15 protein-coding genes are annotated in these 15,819 nt (G+C 72.8%); 9 read left to right on the forward strand and 6 right to left on the reverse strand.

Annotation, left to right across the window (positions count from 1 at the left end; genetic code table 11):
* Positions 1-106 precede the first annotated feature (106 nt).
* A complete protein-coding gene (locus tag ACA514_RS27935) occupies positions 107-2,335 on the reverse strand; it encodes a molybdopterin-dependent oxidoreductase (RefSeq protein WP_375044204.1) in 2,229 nt (742 codons plus the stop codon).
* A 118-nt stretch (positions 2,336-2,453) separates the two neighbouring features.
* Here ACA514_RS27935 and ACA514_RS27940 point away from each other — a divergent pair, with 118 nt between their 5' ends.
* The 6 genes from ACA514_RS27940 (at position 2,454) to ACA514_RS27965 (ending at position 8,402) form a co-directional block, all read left to right on the forward strand.
* A complete protein-coding gene (locus ACA514_RS27940) occupies positions 2,454-2,909 on the forward strand; it encodes an NfeD family protein (protein WP_375044205.1) in 456 nt (151 codons plus the stop codon).
* Positions 2,906-3,928 carry an SPFH domain-containing protein gene (locus ACA514_RS27945; protein ID WP_375044206.1) on the forward strand — a complete coding sequence of 341 codons (1,023 nt, stop codon included), beginning with the start codon at positions 2,906-2,908 and terminating at the stop codon, positions 3,926-3,928. The genes ACA514_RS27940 and ACA514_RS27945 overlap by 4 nt, the downstream gene beginning before the upstream one ends.
* Before the next feature lie 214 nt (positions 3,929-4,142).
* Positions 4,143-5,222, forward strand: a complete 1,080-nt coding sequence (locus ACA514_RS27950; RefSeq protein ID WP_375044207.1) for a CapA family protein — start codon at positions 4,143-4,145, stop codon at positions 5,220-5,222.
* 37 nt (positions 5,223-5,259) lie between these two features.
* Positions 5,260-6,018, forward strand: coding sequence for a MerR family transcriptional regulator (locus ACA514_RS27955; RefSeq protein ID WP_375044208.1), 759 nt, complete (start codon positions 5,260-5,262; stop codon positions 6,016-6,018).
* The gene (locus ACA514_RS27960) at positions 6,015-6,545 is read left to right on the forward strand and encodes a GyrI-like domain-containing protein (RefSeq protein ID WP_375044209.1); all 531 of its coding nucleotides are present in this window, start codon (positions 6,015-6,017) and stop codon (positions 6,543-6,545) included. Before ACA514_RS27955 ends, ACA514_RS27960 begins: the two co-directional genes overlap by 4 nt.
* 69 nt (positions 6,546-6,614) lie before the next feature.
* Complete coding sequence (locus ACA514_RS27965) at positions 6,615-8,402, forward strand: SDR family oxidoreductase (protein WP_375044210.1); 1,788 nt, start codon at positions 6,615-6,617, stop codon at positions 8,400-8,402.
* A gap of 13 nt (positions 8,403-8,415) precedes the next feature.
* Here ACA514_RS27965 and ACA514_RS27970 read toward each other — a convergent pair whose 3' ends face one another.
* The 5 genes from ACA514_RS27970 to ACA514_RS27990 all read right to left on the reverse strand — a co-directional run bounded on the left by ACA514_RS27970 (position 8,416) and on the right by ACA514_RS27990 (position 12,957).
* On the reverse strand, positions 8,416-8,661 hold the full coding sequence (locus ACA514_RS27970; protein WP_375044211.1) for a hypothetical protein: 246 nt from the start codon (positions 8,659-8,661) through the stop codon (positions 8,416-8,418).
* A gap of 109 nt (positions 8,662-8,770) precedes the next feature.
* Positions 8,771-9,802: a helix-turn-helix transcriptional regulator gene (locus tag ACA514_RS27975; RefSeq protein ID WP_375044212.1), complete on the reverse strand. Its 1,032-nt coding sequence runs from the start codon at positions 9,800-9,802 to the stop codon at positions 8,771-8,773.
* Positions 9,799-10,896, reverse strand: coding sequence for an LLM class flavin-dependent oxidoreductase (locus ACA514_RS27980; RefSeq protein WP_375044213.1), 1,098 nt, complete (start codon positions 10,894-10,896; stop codon positions 9,799-9,801). Before ACA514_RS27980 ends, ACA514_RS27975 begins: the two co-directional genes overlap by 4 nt.
* 90 nt (positions 10,897-10,986) lie before the next feature.
* On the reverse strand, positions 10,987-11,307 hold the full coding sequence (locus ACA514_RS27985; protein ID WP_375044214.1) for a hypothetical protein: 321 nt from the start codon (positions 11,305-11,307) through the stop codon (positions 10,987-10,989).
* 240 nt (positions 11,308-11,547) lie between these two features.
* Positions 11,548-12,957, reverse strand: a complete 1,410-nt coding sequence (locus ACA514_RS27990; RefSeq protein ID WP_375044215.1) for an MFS transporter — start codon at positions 12,955-12,957, stop codon at positions 11,548-11,550.
* 71 nt (positions 12,958-13,028) lie between these two features.
* Here ACA514_RS27990 and ACA514_RS27995 point away from each other — a divergent pair, with 71 nt between their 5' ends.
* From ACA514_RS27995 to ACA514_RS28005, 3 genes are all read left to right on the forward strand, one after another.
* Positions 13,029-14,015: a GlxA family transcriptional regulator gene (locus tag ACA514_RS27995; RefSeq protein ID WP_375044216.1), complete on the forward strand. Its 987-nt coding sequence runs from the start codon at positions 13,029-13,031 to the stop codon at positions 14,013-14,015.
* Between the two features lie 436 nt (positions 14,016-14,451).
* Positions 14,452-14,841, forward strand: coding sequence for an MmcQ/YjbR family DNA-binding protein (locus ACA514_RS28000; RefSeq protein WP_375044217.1), 390 nt, complete (start codon positions 14,452-14,454; stop codon positions 14,839-14,841).
* Positions 14,838-15,602: an endonuclease/exonuclease/phosphatase family protein gene (locus tag ACA514_RS28005; protein ID WP_375044218.1), complete on the forward strand. Its 765-nt coding sequence runs from the start codon at positions 14,838-14,840 to the stop codon at positions 15,600-15,602. Before ACA514_RS28000 ends, ACA514_RS28005 begins: the two co-directional genes overlap by 4 nt.
* Positions 15,603-15,819: the final 217 nt, after the last annotated feature.

Here is a 15,819-nt window from a genome sequence, read left to right on the forward strand (position 1 = left end):
TTCGAGGCGGCCCGAGCCGCCCGCGGCGAGGAATACCTACCTGGACGCGCCGGCCCTAAACACAGCGTGACAGGGCCCCAGGGGGCCGCCCCCTGGGGGAACGAGGTCAGGCCCGCACCGGCGTCAGGGTGACGGGGACGCCGTTGAACACGGCGTTGCCGGACAGCGGGTCGATCTCCTGTTCGTCGGTGACGGCGTTCACGTTCACGCCGGCGTGCTCGCGCGCGACGGCGGTGCGGGTGCCGGGACGGTCGTGCCCCCAGCCGTGCGGGAGGCTGACGACGCCCGCCATGACGGCGTCGGTGGGTTCGGCGACGGCCTCGACCGAGCCGGTGCGGGAGCCGACCCGGACGGTGTCGCCGGCGGCGACGCCGAGCCGCGCGGCGTCGCCCGTGTTGAGCTGCAGCGTGCAGGTGTTGGAGCCGCGCACCAGCTCGGGGACGTTGTGCAGCCAGCTGTTGTTGGAGCGCAGGTGCCGCCGCCCGATCAGCACGAACTCCGGCGGCCGGTGGCCGCGCAGCGCGGAGTGGAGCCGGTCGACGTCGGCGGCGCACGTGGGCGGGCACAGCTCGACGCGTCCGGACGTCGTGCACAGCACCTCGTCGATGCGGGGCTTGAGGGCGCCGAGGTCGAGGCCGTGCGGGTGCTCGGTGCGCAGCCGGGTCAGCGTCAGGCCGTCGGGGTCGGCGCCGAAGCCGTCGCCGTAGGGGCCGAGCCGCAGCATCATGTCGAGCCGCTGCTCGGTGGGCGTGCCGCTCTCGTCGAGCATCTTGCGCAGTTCGTCGGGTTCGCGGCCGTGCACCGGCGAGGCGGGCATCTCGGTCGCCTTCCGCAGCGTCGACGTGATGATCATCTCGTCCAGCGCGGCCGGGTCGCCGTCGGTGCCGGCCGCGGCCAGCGCGAGCCGCGCCAGGATGCCGGACTCGCTCGGCCGCCCGTCCGGCAGCGCGACGATCGGCGGCGAGTAGCGCGCGTAGTCGCGGACGGCCAGCCCGGTCAGCGCGATGTCGTAGTGCGGCGTCTGCACCGGGCGCGGCGGCGGCAGGACGACGTGCGCGTGCCGGGTCGTCTCGTTCAGGTACGGGTCGACGCTCACCATGAAGTCGAGGCCGGCGAGCGCGCGGTCGAGCCGGGCGGCGTTCGGCGCGGACAGCGCCGGGTTCCCGCCGACGGTGACCAGCGCGCGGATCCGCCCCTCGCCGGGCGTCTCGATCTCGTCGGCCAGCGTCGCGACCGGCAGCTCGCCGTTGACCTCGGGCAGGTCCCGGACGCGGCTGCGCCACCGCCCGGTCGTGAACGGCCTCTTGCGCCGGTACACGGGGGCGTGCGCGGGACGCGGGAACATCGCGCCGCCGGGCCGGTCCAGGTTGCCGGTCAGCACGTTGAGGACGTCCACGAGCCAGCTGTTGAGCGTCCCGAACGCCTGGGTGCACGTGCCGATCCGCCCGTAGACGGCGGCGCGCTCGGCGGCGGCGAGCTCGCGCGCGGTCCGGCGGATCGTCGCGGCGGGCACGCCGGTGACCGGCGCGACGCGCTCGGGCGCGAAGTCGACGGCGAGGGCGCGCAGGTCGTCCAGGCCGTTCACCAGCCCGTCGAGGCGCAGGGTGACCAGGTCCTCGGCGAACAGGGTGTGGACGAGCGCCATCAGCAGGAACGCGTCGGTGCCGGGACGGATGAACAGGTGCTCGTCGGCGAGCGCGGCCGTCCGGGTGCGGCGCGGGTCGACCACGACGACCTTCCCGCCGCGCTCCCGGATCGCCTTCAGCCGTCCCGGGAAGTCGGGCGCCGACGCGAGGCTGCCGTTGGACTCCAGCGGGTTCGCGCCCAGCATCAGCAGGTGGCCGGTGCGGTCGAGGTCCGGCACCGGAATGGCGAGCGGGTCGCCGAACATGTGCCCGCAGCTCACGTGCTTCGGCATCTGGTCGGCGGTGCTCGCGGTGTAGAGGTTGCGGGTGCCGAGCGCCTTCACGATCGCCCCGGCGTACAGCGGCCCCGCGATCGAATGCGCCGTCGGGTTGCCGATGTAGACGGCGACCGCGTCCCGCCCGTACCGCCCGATCACGCGGGCCAGCTCCCGCCGGACGGTGTCGAACGCCTCGTCCCACCCGGCCGTCCGATGCGTCTCGCCGTCGCGGACGAGCGCCTCGCCCAGCCGGTCCGGATCGCCGTCGAGGACCCCGAGCGTCGCGCCCTTCGGGCACAGGAAGCCCTTGCTGAACGGGTCGCTCTTGTCGCCGCGCACGCGCGTCACGGCGCCGGCGCCGTCGAGGGTCAGCTCCAGCCCGCAGAGGGCCTCGCAGAGGGGACAGGTGCGGAAGGCCGTGCGGTCGCCCATGTAGACGCTCCTCCTGTGGGACCGAACTCCATTCTGGCCTTTTCTCGCCGGGGGCGCCATTTCCCGCCTTTGGGGTTACTTTGTTGATGAGGACTTCCGGCAGCCTCAGGGAGCTGCTATGGACGCGTGGGCCGTCTGGTTGCTGATCGCGGCACTGCTCGGCATCGCCGAGCTGCTGACGCTCACGCTCGCCCTGGGCCTGCTCGCGGTCGCCGCGCTCGCCGCCGGCCTCACCGGCGCCCTCGGCCTCCCGCTCGCCGCGCAGCTCGCCGTCTTCGCCGCCGGCTCCGTCGCCGGGATCGCGGTCGTCCGCCCCATCGCGCACCGCCACATCCGGCAGCCGCCCACGCTGCGCACCGGCACCGCCGCCCTCGTCGGACGGGAGGCCCTCACTCTCACCGAGGTGTCCCGCGCCGGCGGGCGCGCCCGGATCGGCGGCGAGGAGTGGTCGGCCCGTCCCTACGACCCCGACCTCGTCATCCCCGCGGGCGCCGCCGCCGACGTCCTCGCCATCGAAGGGGCCACGGCCCTGCTGTACCCGGTCCCGGGCGGGCCGGTCGAGGAGTCACCATGACCGATATCGCCATAGCCCTCCTGGTCGTCGCCGTCGCCGTGCTGGCCGTGGTCACCACCGCGGTGATGCGGTCGGTGTGGATCGTGCCGCAGGCGCGCGCCCGCAACGTCGAACGGCTCGGCCGCTACCACCGCACCCTCGAACCCGGCATCAGCTTCGTGCTCCCGTTCGTCGACCGGGTGAAGTCGCTCATCGACCTGCGCGAGCAGGTCGTGTCGTTCAGGAAGCAGCCGGTCATCACCGAGGACAACGTCGTCGTCCACATCGACACCGTGCTGTTCTTCCAGGTCACCGACCCCCGCGCGGCCGACTACGAGATCGTCGACTACATCAAGGCGATCGAGCAGCTCACCGCGACGACCCTGCGCAACGTCATCGGCACCCTCGACCTGGAGGCCACCCTCACCTCCCGCGACCGGATCAACACCGCGCTGCGCGGCGTGCTGGACGACGCGTCCGGCAAGTGGGGCATCCGCGTCACCCGCGTGGAGATCAAGGCGATCGAGCCGCCCGCGTCCATCAAGGACGCCATGGAGAAGCAGATGCGCGCCGAGCGCGGGAAGCGCGCCGCGATCCTGACCGCCGAGGGCGCCCGCGCCTCGCAGATCCTCACCGCCGAGGGCGAGAAGCAGTCGGCGATCCTGAAGGCGGAGGGCGCCCAGCAGGCGGCCGTGCTGGAGGCCGACGGCCAGGCCAGGGCGATCGAGCGCGTCTTCGCCTCCATCCACGCCGCCGACCCGGATCCGAAGCTGCTCGCCTACCAGTACCTCCAGACCCTGCCGAAGCTGGCCGAGGGCCAGGGCAGCACGTTCTGGGTCATCCCCAGCGAGGTCACGACCGCCCTCCAGGCCATCTCCCAGGCCTTCGGCGGCACCGCCGACAAGCCCGACCCGAAGCCGTCCACGAAGGACGCCCCGGAACCGTCCCGCGAAATCCCCGCCGGCGACCCCCTACCGCCCTACCAACTAACCCAAGGCACCCCCAACAACCAGGAGGCCCCCGCCGACACCGCGCCCTAAACGCTCTCCAGTTCGCTGAAGCCGGCACTCAGCTCATGCCTTCCGGAAGTTCGGTGTCCAGGACATCGCGATGGACGGCCGGTGAAGCGCTTCTGGCGGCTCGTGTACGGGACCGGGCCGTCCGGGGTGGGCGGCCGGATGTGGTCGAGGGTGGGCTTTGGGGGGTTTTTCCGATCATGGCATGCTTGGCCGGATCGGAACCGGGAGGTCTCCCATGCGCGTTTTCGCCGTGGTCGCCATGGGTGCGCTGGTCGCCGTCGCCGCGTCCGCGTGCAGCGGGTCGGACGGGGCGAAGGCGCAGGGGGCGACTCCGCTGGCCACGGCCTCGCCGGCGAAGCCGAAGCCGGCCCCGTCGGAGGCGGCGGCGCAGCCGATCGTTCTCGCGTTCGGTGGTGACACGCACTTCGAGGGGCAGTTGCGGTCGCGGCTGGCGAACCCGTCGACCGCGCTCGGCCCGGTCGCGTCGACGCTGCGCGCCGCCGACCTCGCCATGGTCAACCTGGAGACGGCCGTCACGACGGGCGGCACCAAGGCGCCTGGCAAGGAGTTCGCCTTCCGCGCGCCGCCGTCGGCGCTGACCGCGCTGCGCCGCGCGGGCGTCGACGTGGCGTCCATGGCCAACAACCACGGCATGGACTACATGGAGGAGGGCCTGCGCGACTCGCTCGCCGCGATCAAGCGCAGCGGCTTCCCCGTCGTCGGCATCGGCCGCGACGAGGACCAGGCGTACCGGGCGTACCGGACGACCGTGAAGGGCAACCGGATCGCCATCGTCGGCGCGACGCAGGTGCTGGACGACCAGCTCGTCACCGCGTGGACGGCCACCGGCTCCAAGGGCGGGCTCGCGTCCGCCAAGGACATCCCGCGGATGGTCCAGGCGGTGAAGGACGCGCGGAAGGACTCCGACCTCGTCATCGTCCACCTGCACTGGGGGCAGGAGCTGAAGGCGTGCCCGCTGCCGCGCCAGCAGGAGCTGGCCAAGGCGCTCGTCGCCGCCGGGGCGGACATCGTCGTCGGCGGGCACGCGCACGTCCCGCTAGGCGGCGGCTATCTGAACGGCAAGTACGTCCACTACGGCATGGGCAACTTCGTGTTCTCGTCGGCGCACGACCAGACGGCGAAATCCGGGGTGCTGCTGCTGCGGGTCGAGGGCCGCAAGGTCACCAAGGCGAAGTGGAAGCCCGCGCAGATCATCGGTGGGCTGCCCGTCCCGATGAAGGGCGCCGCGGCGGCGGCCGAGGTCGAGCGGTGGAACGGGCTGCGGGAGTGCACCGGGCTGACCGCGCGCCCCTAGTGGACTCTCCCACTGGGGGAGACGCCAGGCTGGGCACGTGAGCAACGATCTCCTGCCCATCGGGCGGTTCGCACGGCTGTGCCGGCTGAGCGTCAAGCAACTGCGGCACTACGACGACCTGGGCCTGCTGGCTCCGGCGCGGGTCGATCCCTCGTCCGGCTACCGGTACTACCGGCCCGACCAGGCGCGGGACGCGCTGATGGTCGGGATGCTGCGGGAGCTGGACGTCCCGCTCTCCGCGATCGCGCGGGTCCTCGCCGATCGGGGCACGGACGCGCTGCGCGAGGCGCGGGACCGGCTGGAGGCGGACGTGGCCCGGCGGCGCCGCGCGCTGCGGCTGCTGGACCGGGTGCTGGACGAGGGGCTGCCGGAGACCAAGGTGTCGGTCGTCGAGGAACCGGCCAAGCGGGTGCGGACGGCGCGCGAGCCGGCGACCCCGACGACGATCGCCGCCGCCACCGGGGCCTGCGTCGCCCGCCTCCTCCAGAACGTCGAGGGGGAGCCGAAGCTGACCGGCCTGTTCCCGCTGGACATGGCCGACGAGTTCGAGGTGCGGGTGGCGATCGAGTCGGAGGCGGGCGCGGACGTGCTGCCCGGCGGCCCGTTCGCGCACGCGCTGCACGTCGGCCCGTACGAGGAGATCGCGCTCACCGTCCACGGCGTGCTGGCCTGGTTCGGCGACCACGGGCACGCGCCCGGCGGTCCGGTCCGGGAGGTCTACCTGAACGACCCGGGCCGCACGCCGCCCGAGCACCTGGAGACCCGGGTGCTGATCCGACTGGAGGATGTCCGATGAGCTGGTACGAGGCGGCGGAGAAGCCGGAGATCGCGGAGTTCGGCCCGGTGTCGGGGCTGGCCGTCACCGGACGCGGCGAACCGGGCGGCGCCGCGTACGGCGCGAGCGTCGGCGCGCTGTACGCGGTGATGGGCGCGCTCGGCGCGCCGATGGTGCCGCTGGAGGGACGCTGGTGGGTGGAGGACGAGCGGTCCCCGTTCGAGGTGCCGCGCGACGAATGGTGGTGGCACCTGTTCCTGCGGCTCCCCGCCGGCGCGGACGGCGTCGGGGAGGCTGTCGAGCAGGTCAGGCCGGGTGTCCCGGCGGCGGCGCGGGTCCAGCACGTCACCTTCGCCGAGGGGCGGTGCGTGCAGATGCTGCACCGCGGCCCGTACGCGGACGAGCCCGCGAGCCTCGCCGAGATGGCCGCGCTGATGGCGGCCGAGGGACTCGCGGTGAACGGCCTGCACCACGAGATCTACCTCTCCGACCCGAACGAGCCGGATCAGGCGAAGGCGCGGACGATCCTCCGCCAGCCGGTTCGCTGAACGGGCCTGGACAGCACTTCTCATCGGCGTAGTTTCTCGGGCAAACCCCCGAAGCGGTAGGGAGCGCCGATGCGGGACCAGCGCGTGAGGTCGGGCGAGATCGAACTGGCGGTGCGGGAGCGCGGCGAGGGGAGCCGGCCCACGGTCGTCCTCGTGCACGGATACCCCGACACCGGTGCGATGTGGGACGACGTCGCCGAGCGCCTCGCCGGCCGGTTCCGCGTGATCACCTACGACGTGCGGGGCGCGGGCGGCTCGTCCGCGCCGTCCGACCCGCTCGACTACGGCCTCGGCGCGCTGATGGACGACCTGGAGGCGGTGCTCGACGGCGTCGGCGCGGACGAGCCCGTCCACCTCGTCGGCCACGACTGGGGGTCGGTGCAGGGCTGGGAGGCCGTCATCGGCGACCGGCTGCGGCGCCGGTTCGCCTCGTTCACCTCGATCTCCGGGCCGGACCGCCGGCACCTCGCCCGCTGGGTCCGGACCGCCGTGCGGTCCGGGCCGCGCGGGGTGCGGGAGGTGCTGGGGCAGGTGCGGCGCAGCGTCTACATGCCGGTGCTGATGGCGCCGCGCGCGGGCGAGCTCGCGGCGCGGCTGCTCCCCGCCGGGTTCGCCCGCGACCTGCGGTTGCGGGAGGGCGCGGAGCCGCGTCCCGGGCACCCGGCCGCCACGCTGGCGCGGGACGCGCGCAACGGGCTCGGCCTGTACCGCGCGAACCTGGGCCGCCGCCGCGGCGGCCCGCCGGAGGGCGACGGGCGCACCGACGTGCCCGTCCAGCTGATCGTCCCGATCAAGGACCGGTACGGGTCGCAGCCGCTGCTGCTGTCGCCGCGCGGCGTCGTCCCGAACCTGTACGTGCGCCGCGCGCCCGCCGGGCACTGGGTGGCGCGCAGCCACCCGGACCTGGTCGCCCGCTGGATCACCGAGTTCGTGGAGCACGTCGAGGGCGGGCCCGGGACGCCCGGCCTCGCGCACGCGCGCGCCGCCGCCGAGCCCGGCAAGGAGTTCGGCGGCGACCTCGTCGTCGTCACCGGCGCGGGCAGCGGCATCGGCCGCGCGACGGCCCGCGCGTTCGCCGCCGCCGGGGCGCGCGTCGTCGTCGCCGACATCGACGAGGGCGGCGCCAAGCGGACCGTGGACGAGATCGGCGCGGACGGCGGCGAAGCCCACGTCTACCGCGTCGACGTCGCCGACCCGGACGCGATGGAGCAGTTCGCCGGGTACGTCAAGGACACGTTCGGCGTCCCGGACATCGTCGTCAACAACGCCGGCATCGCCCTCGCGGGCTCGCTGCTGGAGACCCCGGAGGAGGACTGGGAGCGCATCCGCTCCATCAACCTCGACGGCATGTACCGCGGGTCGCGGCTGTTCGGCCGGCAGATGGTCGAGCGCGGCGAGGGCGGCCACATCGTCGTCCTGTCGTCGCTGGCGGCGTTCACGCCGAGCGCGGAACTGCCCGCGTACGGTGCCACGAAGGCGGCGGTGCTGCAGCTCGCCGAATGCTTCCGGCTCGACATGGAGCGCTACGGGATCGGCGTCACCGCCGTCTGCCCCGGCGCGGTCGACACCCCGATCACCCGCCAGACCCGCTTCGTCGGCATGTCCCCGGCGGTGGACGCCGAGCTGCGCGACAAGATGGCCCGCGCGATCGAGCGGCGCGGCTACCCGCCGGAGAAGGTCGCGCAGGCGATCCTGCGGGCCGTCCGGCAGGACGCGGCCGTCGTCCCCGTCGCCGTCGAGGCCCGCGTCGCCCGGACCATCGCCCGCGTCTCCCCCGGCGCGAACCGCGCCCTCGCCCGGCTCGGCCGCCGCGCCGGCGACCGCCTCCTCACCGACGTCCGGCGGCGGCTCGACTGACCGCCCGACCCCGTCAGCCGGGGAAGCGGCGCTTCTTGGCGGTGTCGATCCAGCAGAGCAGCCCGAATGCGACGAGGATCGCCAGGACGGAGACGATCCACCAGGCCGGGCTCGGCAGCCGCAGCGGGAACACCAGCAGGCGCTTCGGGCCGTCCGGCTCCCAGCCGAGCAGCTTGCCGGCGAACGGCACGACGCCCGCGTACACCCCGAGCATGAACACGAACGAGGACAGGCCGTCGTAGGACTTCGGGTCGTTCATGCTCACCGAGCCTGCCGGGCGCCGGACGCCGCCGATACCGACCAAGGTCGATCCCGCGGCGTCCGGACGTCTGCGCCCGCCCGTCCGGCCGGTGGTCAGGGCAGGGTGGTCAGGGCAGGGCGGCGGAGTGCTTGAGGGTCTCGGACGGGGTCTCGCCGAAGCGCTGCCGGTAGTGCGCCGCGAACCGGCTCATGTGCAGGTAGCCGGCGGCGGTCGCGACGTCGGAGACCGTCCGGCCGCCCGGCGCTGCGGTGCGGAGGGCCGCCCGCGCGTGGTCGAGCCGCACCCCGCGCAGCAGCTGCGTCGGCGTGACCCCCCACTGGTCGCGGCAGATCACCTGGAGCTGCCGGATCCCGATCCCGGCCGCCGCGGCGATGTCGGACGCGCCGACCGGCCGATGATGGTGCGCCTCCACCCATTCCCGGATGAAAGGGGCGAGCTGGTGCGGGACGCGCCGCGGCCGCTCCACCAGTTCCGGCATGGCCGTGTGCGGCAGGCCCAGCAGGATCGCGGTGAGCAGCGACTCCTCCAGGCTGCGCGCCGCGAGCGGATGCAGGCCCTCGGACGCGGTGTCGTCCAGCACCCCGCAGACGTGCCGCCACGTCCGCTCGACGATGGACGCGGGGGCGATGGCCGGCGCGTCCACGCTGTGGAAGCGCAGCGGCGGGTCGTACTCGCGGCCGAGGAAGCCGCCGAGATGGTCGGCGAGCCGCCCGGTGCTCGTCGCGATCACCAGGCAGCCCTGCCGCGGGTCCGGGGTCAGCCGCATCGGCTCGTCGTGCGACACCACGAGGCTGCCGCCCGCCGTGTCGCGGCTGCGGGACGCCCGGTACTCCACCCCCATCGGCGCGATCGGCGCGCACAGCGCGAACGCGCCCTCGGTCGGCGGGGTGTCGACGATGACGCCGCCGCCCCCGTAGCGGACCCAGACGAGGTTGACCGAGCCGACGCCCAGCGCGTTGACCAGGCCGTCCAGCCGGAGCCCGGGGTCGCGCGCCTGGAGGTCGTGGCCGACCGCGAACGGCTCGACCGTCGCGTGCAGCACGTCGATGTCGGAGCTGGCGACGCGCTGGAACGGCGCCAGCGGCGGTTCCTCTCGCTGCTCCTCCCGCTGCTCCTCCCGGGTGGTCGTGGCGGTCATGGCGAGCCGCCCGATCCGGCGGGCATCGGCAGGACGCCCCGGGCGCGCAGCCTCGGCATCACCTCGGCGGCGAAGAAGCCCAGCTCGCCGGCGTAGTCGAGGAACGACAGCGCGATCCCGTCGAACCCCGCGCGGGCGAACTCGGCGAGCCCGTCCGCGACGTCGCCCGGGTCGCCGACCAGCGGGCAGCTGCCGTGCCCGGCGGCGAACCGGTCCCGGTAGATCCGCAGCATCTCGGGCGTGAACGACTGCGCGTGCAGGCCCTGCAGGCGCATCACCTCGTCCACGGCCGGCCAGTCGGCGTGCTCATCGGCGTAGTAGTGCAACTGGTCCTCCGCTTCGGCGCGGGTGGGGCGGCACACGACGTGTCCCAGCGTGAAGACGCCGACCGTCCGGCCGTGGGACGCGGCCTCCGCGCGGATGGCCGTGACGATCTCGGCGCCGTCCTCCGGCCCGGCGACCACCGTGAACGCACGGTCGGCGTTGCGGGCGGCGAACGACCGGCCCTGCGGGGACGACCCCGCGTTGATCACCGGCAGGCTGTGCCCGTTGTACGGCTTCGGCGACCCGACGACCCGCTTGAGGTGGAAGTACCGTCCGTCGTGGTCGAACGGCTCGGCGCTCGACCAGATGCGCTTGACGATGTCCCACCATTCCTGCGCGTAGGCGTACCGGGTGTCGTGGTCGTCGGGGAGCGTGAGGCCGAACATCTCGTACTCGGGCGCGTGCCAGCCCGCGACGATGTTGAGCCCGACGCGTCCCCCGCTGAGATGGTCGGCGGTCGCGAACTGCTTGGCGGCGACGATCGGGTGGTGGAACGCGGTGTGGACGGTGCTGAAGACGCGGATGCGCGCGGTGTGCGCGAGCAGGCCGGACGCCCAGACCAGCGGGTCGAGGACGCGCTGGTGGAAATCGGTGTCCGGGCCCCAGTCCGTCCAGCGGGCGACGGGGAGCAGGAAGTCGATCCCGGTCGCGTCGGCGAGGCGGGCGAGGCGCAGATTGTTGTCCCATGTCGCCCGCCATCTTTCCGGAACCGTGGTTATCGCCAGTCCTGATTCGGTGTTGGGGGAGAACAGGCCGAGCTGGAATCCCATCCGAATTCACCTTCGTCCGGCATCGTCCGCTTGGATCCGACTTCGTCCAGTATCGGAAGCGAATCGGGTGCGGGCAATGGCCGCCGGCGTTCATATCGGGATGACACCGAGGGTGAGCCGGGCGAAAGGTCCGGACGGTCCGTTCTCTGTGGCGCGCCGGCCCTCCGGCGTCGCGTAGACGACGATCTGCGCCGACCCGCCCGGTTCGCCGGTGCAGCGGCGGGCCAGGGCCTGGACCACCTCGGTGAGGTGGGTGCCGCAGGAGTCGCCGGCGGGGGAGGCGGCGTCGCGGGTGGGCGCCGGGGCGCCGCCGGTCTCCAGGAGGATCTGGAAGCAGGACGGCCGGCCGCAGCCGGGCGTCGAGCAGACGTGCTGGTCGCCGAGCGGGGAGCGTGCGGGATCGCTGGGCATCGAAAGGGCCTTCCGGCGCGGTCGCGAGCGGGTGGTGGCGGGTCCCAGGGCACGCATGTCGCGTTTTTCCGGAAATTCGGTGCTCTTTGGCGGGGGTCGATGGACCTTCTGTCTTCCTCGGGTGGAGAAGCGCGAGAACGTGCGGCATCCACTATGCCCGAGCCCGCTGATCCTTCGCAACGCTAACCGGATAGGCAGGTGCGCTTTCCGGCTAGTGACACTGAGCTATTTATGGCATTTCTACTGATTGTTGTGATCCGTCCGGAAAGAGCGGGAGACCAGGGCGGACAGCAGCGCCGCGCCGACCATGAACAGCCACCCGTGCCGGAAGCCCGCCACCGACGGCCGCGCCGCGTCCCCCAGCAGCACGGTCAGCACGGCGACGCCGAGCGCCGAACTGATCTGCCGCGCCATCATCAGCACCGCCGACCCCAGCGACAGCCGCGCCGCGGGCAGCGCCGCTGCGGACCCGAACAGCGGCGGCTGCAACAGCGCCGTGCTCACCCCCACCAGGACCGCGCCCGGAACGAACATCAGCGCGTACGACGGCTCCGGCGTCGCGAACACCGCCCACCAGCCGCAGCCGGCCGCCAGTGCGAGCCCGCCCAGCACCGCCGACGCGCGCCCGCCGATCCGCCCGACGATCCGTCCGGAGAACGGCGACATCACCACGCACGACAGCGGGATCGGCGCGATGCCCAGCCCCGCCCGGACGACCGGGTAGTGCCACACCCCCGTGAAGAACAACGACCCCGCCACCAGCGTCGCCGCGAACACCAGGTAGTAGAGGAACACGCCGGAGACCGCGACCGCGAACGTCCGGTGCCGGAACAGGTCGAAACCGATCACCGGGTTCGGGTGCCGCCGCATGTGCGCCGCGGCCAGCGTCCCGAATGCGACCGCCGCCACCGCGCACCCGATCGTCCGGGCCGAGCCGAACCCCCAGGACGAGCCCTGGACGAGCAGCGCGGTCAGCGCCGTCGCCGCGCCCAGCACCAGCGCCGACCCCAGCAGGTCGAGCCGCTGCCGCGCCTTCGGCGGCGTGTCCGGCAGCAGCCGCCGGCCGGCGACGATCGCCGCCGCCGTCACCGGGACGTTGATCAGGAAGATCCACCGCCAGCCCGCCATCAGCAGCAGCCCGCCGGCCACCGGCCCGCAGCCGCCGCCGAGCGCCGCCACCGCCGTCCAGATCCCCATCACCGTGGGGTGCTCGCGCTTGGGGAACGCGGGCAGCGCCAGCCCCAGCGACGTCGGGACCAGCACCGCGCCCGCCGCCGCCTGGACGACCCGCGCCGCGATCAGCACCGGCAGTGTCGGCGCCGCCGCGCACCCCACCGACGCCAGCCCGAACAGCGCCATCCCCGCCAAGAAGCTCTTCTTGCGGCTGGTGTCGTCCGCGAGCCGCCCCGCCGGGACGAGCAGCGCGGCCAGGACGATCGTGTACGCGTTCAGAACCCACGACACCTGCGGCAGCGCCGCGCCGTCGAACGAGCGCCGCAGCGCCGGGAACGCCACGCTCACCGCGAACAGGTCGAGGATCGCCAGGAACTGCGCCGTCGACGCGACCGCCAGCACAAGCCAGCGGCGCGCATCCGGAGCGGCGTGCTTCTCAGGAGCGCGCCCCGGCCTGGTCTTCGTCCGTGAAGTCATGCCGTCAATGATCGAAACCGGCGGCGCCCGCCACGAGTGGCAGGATTGACACTGTTCGATAGATTGCTGACATGACGCGGACACTGGCGATCCTGGTCCTCCCCGGCGCGCCGATCTTCGAGGTCGCCATCCCCTGCCAGCTGTTCGGCTCCCCGCCGCCGTCCCACACCGGCCCCTGGTACGACGTCCGGCTCTGCTCGGAGGGCGCGGCCCCGCTGCGCGGCTCGTCCGGGCAGCACGACCTGCCCGGCGCCTTCCAGATCGTCGCCCCGCACGGGCCGGACGCCCTCGACACCGCCGACACGGTGATCATCCCCGCCGCGGGCAACGTGCTGACCGACCCGTCACCGCAGGTCATCGAGGCCGTCCGCGCCGCGCACGCCCGCGGCGCCCGCATCGTCTCGCTGTGCTCCGGTGCGTTCGTCCTCGCCGCCGCCGGCCTGCTCGACGGCCGCCGCACCGCCCTGCACTGGAAGCACGCGCCCGTCCTCGCCGAACGCTTCCCGGCCGTCGAAGCCGACACGTCCGTCCTCTACATCGACGACGGCGACCTGCTCACCGGCGCCGGGAACAGCGCCGGGATCGACCTCTGCCTGCACGTCATCCGCCAGGACCTCGGGGCCGACGTCGCCAACGCCGTCGCCCGCCAGATGGTCGTCCCGCCGCACCGCACCGGCGGCCAGGCCCAGTACGTCGAGACGCCGCTCCCGCCGTCCGGCCGCGCCGACGGCCTCGCGCCCGTCCTGCAATGGGCGCTGACGCAGCTGGACCGCCCCCTCACCACCGCCGAGCTCGCCGCCCGAGCCGGCCTGACCGGCCGCACCCTCATCCGCCGCTTCCACGCCGAAACGGGCACGACACCCCTGCGCTGGCTCCTCGCCCAGCGCGTCATCCGCGCCCGGGAACTGCTGGAGGAGACCGAACTGTCCATCGACCTCGTCGCCGACAAATGCGGCCTCGGCACCGCCGCCAACCTCCGCACCCACTTCGCCCGCGAACTCGGCGTCACCCCCAGCGAATACCGCCGGACCCACCGCCGCGTGGCCGCCGTCCGGTGATGCGTGCTTGTGGGCTCTCTGGCGGGCCAACCGGCTCGCCAGGCATGCGCCTGCTCCCCTTACTCATTCTCCGAGACCGCCGGGACGTTCCCGACAGCGCGCTGATATCAGCCGTGCCGCCAGAGGCGTGCCGGCACTTCCGTTGAACATCGAGTCCACGAGCCCAATGGCCGTACCGACCGTCGGCGGATCGAACTCCCGCGTGACGAGGACAACGCGCTGGGCATCGCGCACGTCCCCGTAAGCAGGCGCGCTGCACCGCAGCCGGCATGCGACAACCCCGCAGGAGCGGAGATTCTCCCTGGCCACGGACGCCGCCATGGACCCGGCCGGATCAACGGCCGAACCGACACGAAAGCCCATCGCACGCCGCCTTTCCCGGACCGCTTGTCCATGGTGGAACCCCAACGACGGTCGACGCCATATCGTGTTAACCATGGCCACGTGTGATGACGTGCGGCGCATCGCCCTCGCGCTGCCGGAGACCGAGGAGACCCGCAAGGGCCTCGGCCCGAAATGGACGGTCAAGGGCAAGCTCTTCGCCCTGGAACGCCCGCTCCGCAAATCCGACCTCGAGGCCCTCGGCGACACCGCACCGGACGGCCCGATCCTCGGCGCACGCGTCCCCGACATCGGCGCGAAAGAGGCCCTCCTCGCCGACGACCCGGCCGTCTACTTCACCACCCCGCACTTCGACGGCTACCCGATGATCCTCGTCCGCCTGGACGAGATCCAGCCGGACGAGCTAGAAGAACTCCTGGTCGAGGCATGGCTCGTCCAGGCCCCGAAACGCCTGGCCGCCCAGTACCTCGCCGAGTGCTCATGAAGTTCGGCCTGCTGACCTTCAACACCCTCTTCCGAGGCGACTCCCGCGCCCGCATCCAGGCCCTCGGCCGGCTCCTGGACGAGTCGCCGTACGACGTGGTCTGCCTGCAGGAAGTCATATCGCCCCTGAACCTGATGGCGCTCCGCCGCGCCGCCCGGTCGTACCCGCACGTCGCGCATGGTCCAGTCGTTCCCCTCGTTCCCCTCGTTCACGGCGGGCTGGTGACTCTCTCGCGGCATCCCATAACCCGCCGCTATTTTCGCCCGTACACCTTCGTGGGGCCGGCTCGTCCCGAACGCTTCATGCGGAAGGGCGTTCTGTTGGCGCGTGTGAGGTTCGGGAAGGAGCACCTGACGGTCGCCAACACCCACCTGTCGGCCAACAAGACCGACGACTGGTCGCGGACCAACCCTTACGCGCAGGTAGAGGCGAGCGAGCTTGCGGAGTTGGCTGGATTGCTGGCACACCCGACCCTGACCGACCCGCTGGTCGTCGCGGGCGACTTCAACGTTCCCCGTGATTCGCCGATTTTCCGCGAGTTCGTGGGCGCGGCGGGGCTTCGCGACATGCTGGACGGAGATCCGGCGACCACCTATCGGCCTACCGCTGAGCTGCCCCACCCGAAGCCCATCGACCAGATCCTCGCCAGCCCGTTTCTGAGGGCGAACACAAGCCTCGTCTTCAAGGAAGAGGTCGTTCTTCCGGGTGGGCGTTTTATGTATCTTTCTGACCATTATGGGGTAGCGGCCAACTTCTTGTGAGGGGCGTGTGGTGGGGGCGGCCCGCAGCCCTTTGGGTGTCGGACATCGGGCATGGGTCATTCGGGCCTGAGGCAAAGGGGCGGTGGGGGCGGCGCTGCGTACGGGGCCGCCTCTCAAAAGTCAAGGGCGCCTTCGGCGTCGCTTCGCGATGGACTTCGTCCACCCTTGACTTTCGAGCCTCTGCGGCCCCTGAGGCAGCGCAAACGGGCAGGCTCCG

The organism is Actinomadura sp. NTSP31 (genome assembly GCF_041951385.1).
Lineage (GTDB): Bacteria > Actinomycetota > Actinomycetes > Streptosporangiales > Streptosporangiaceae > Spirillospora > Spirillospora napierensis.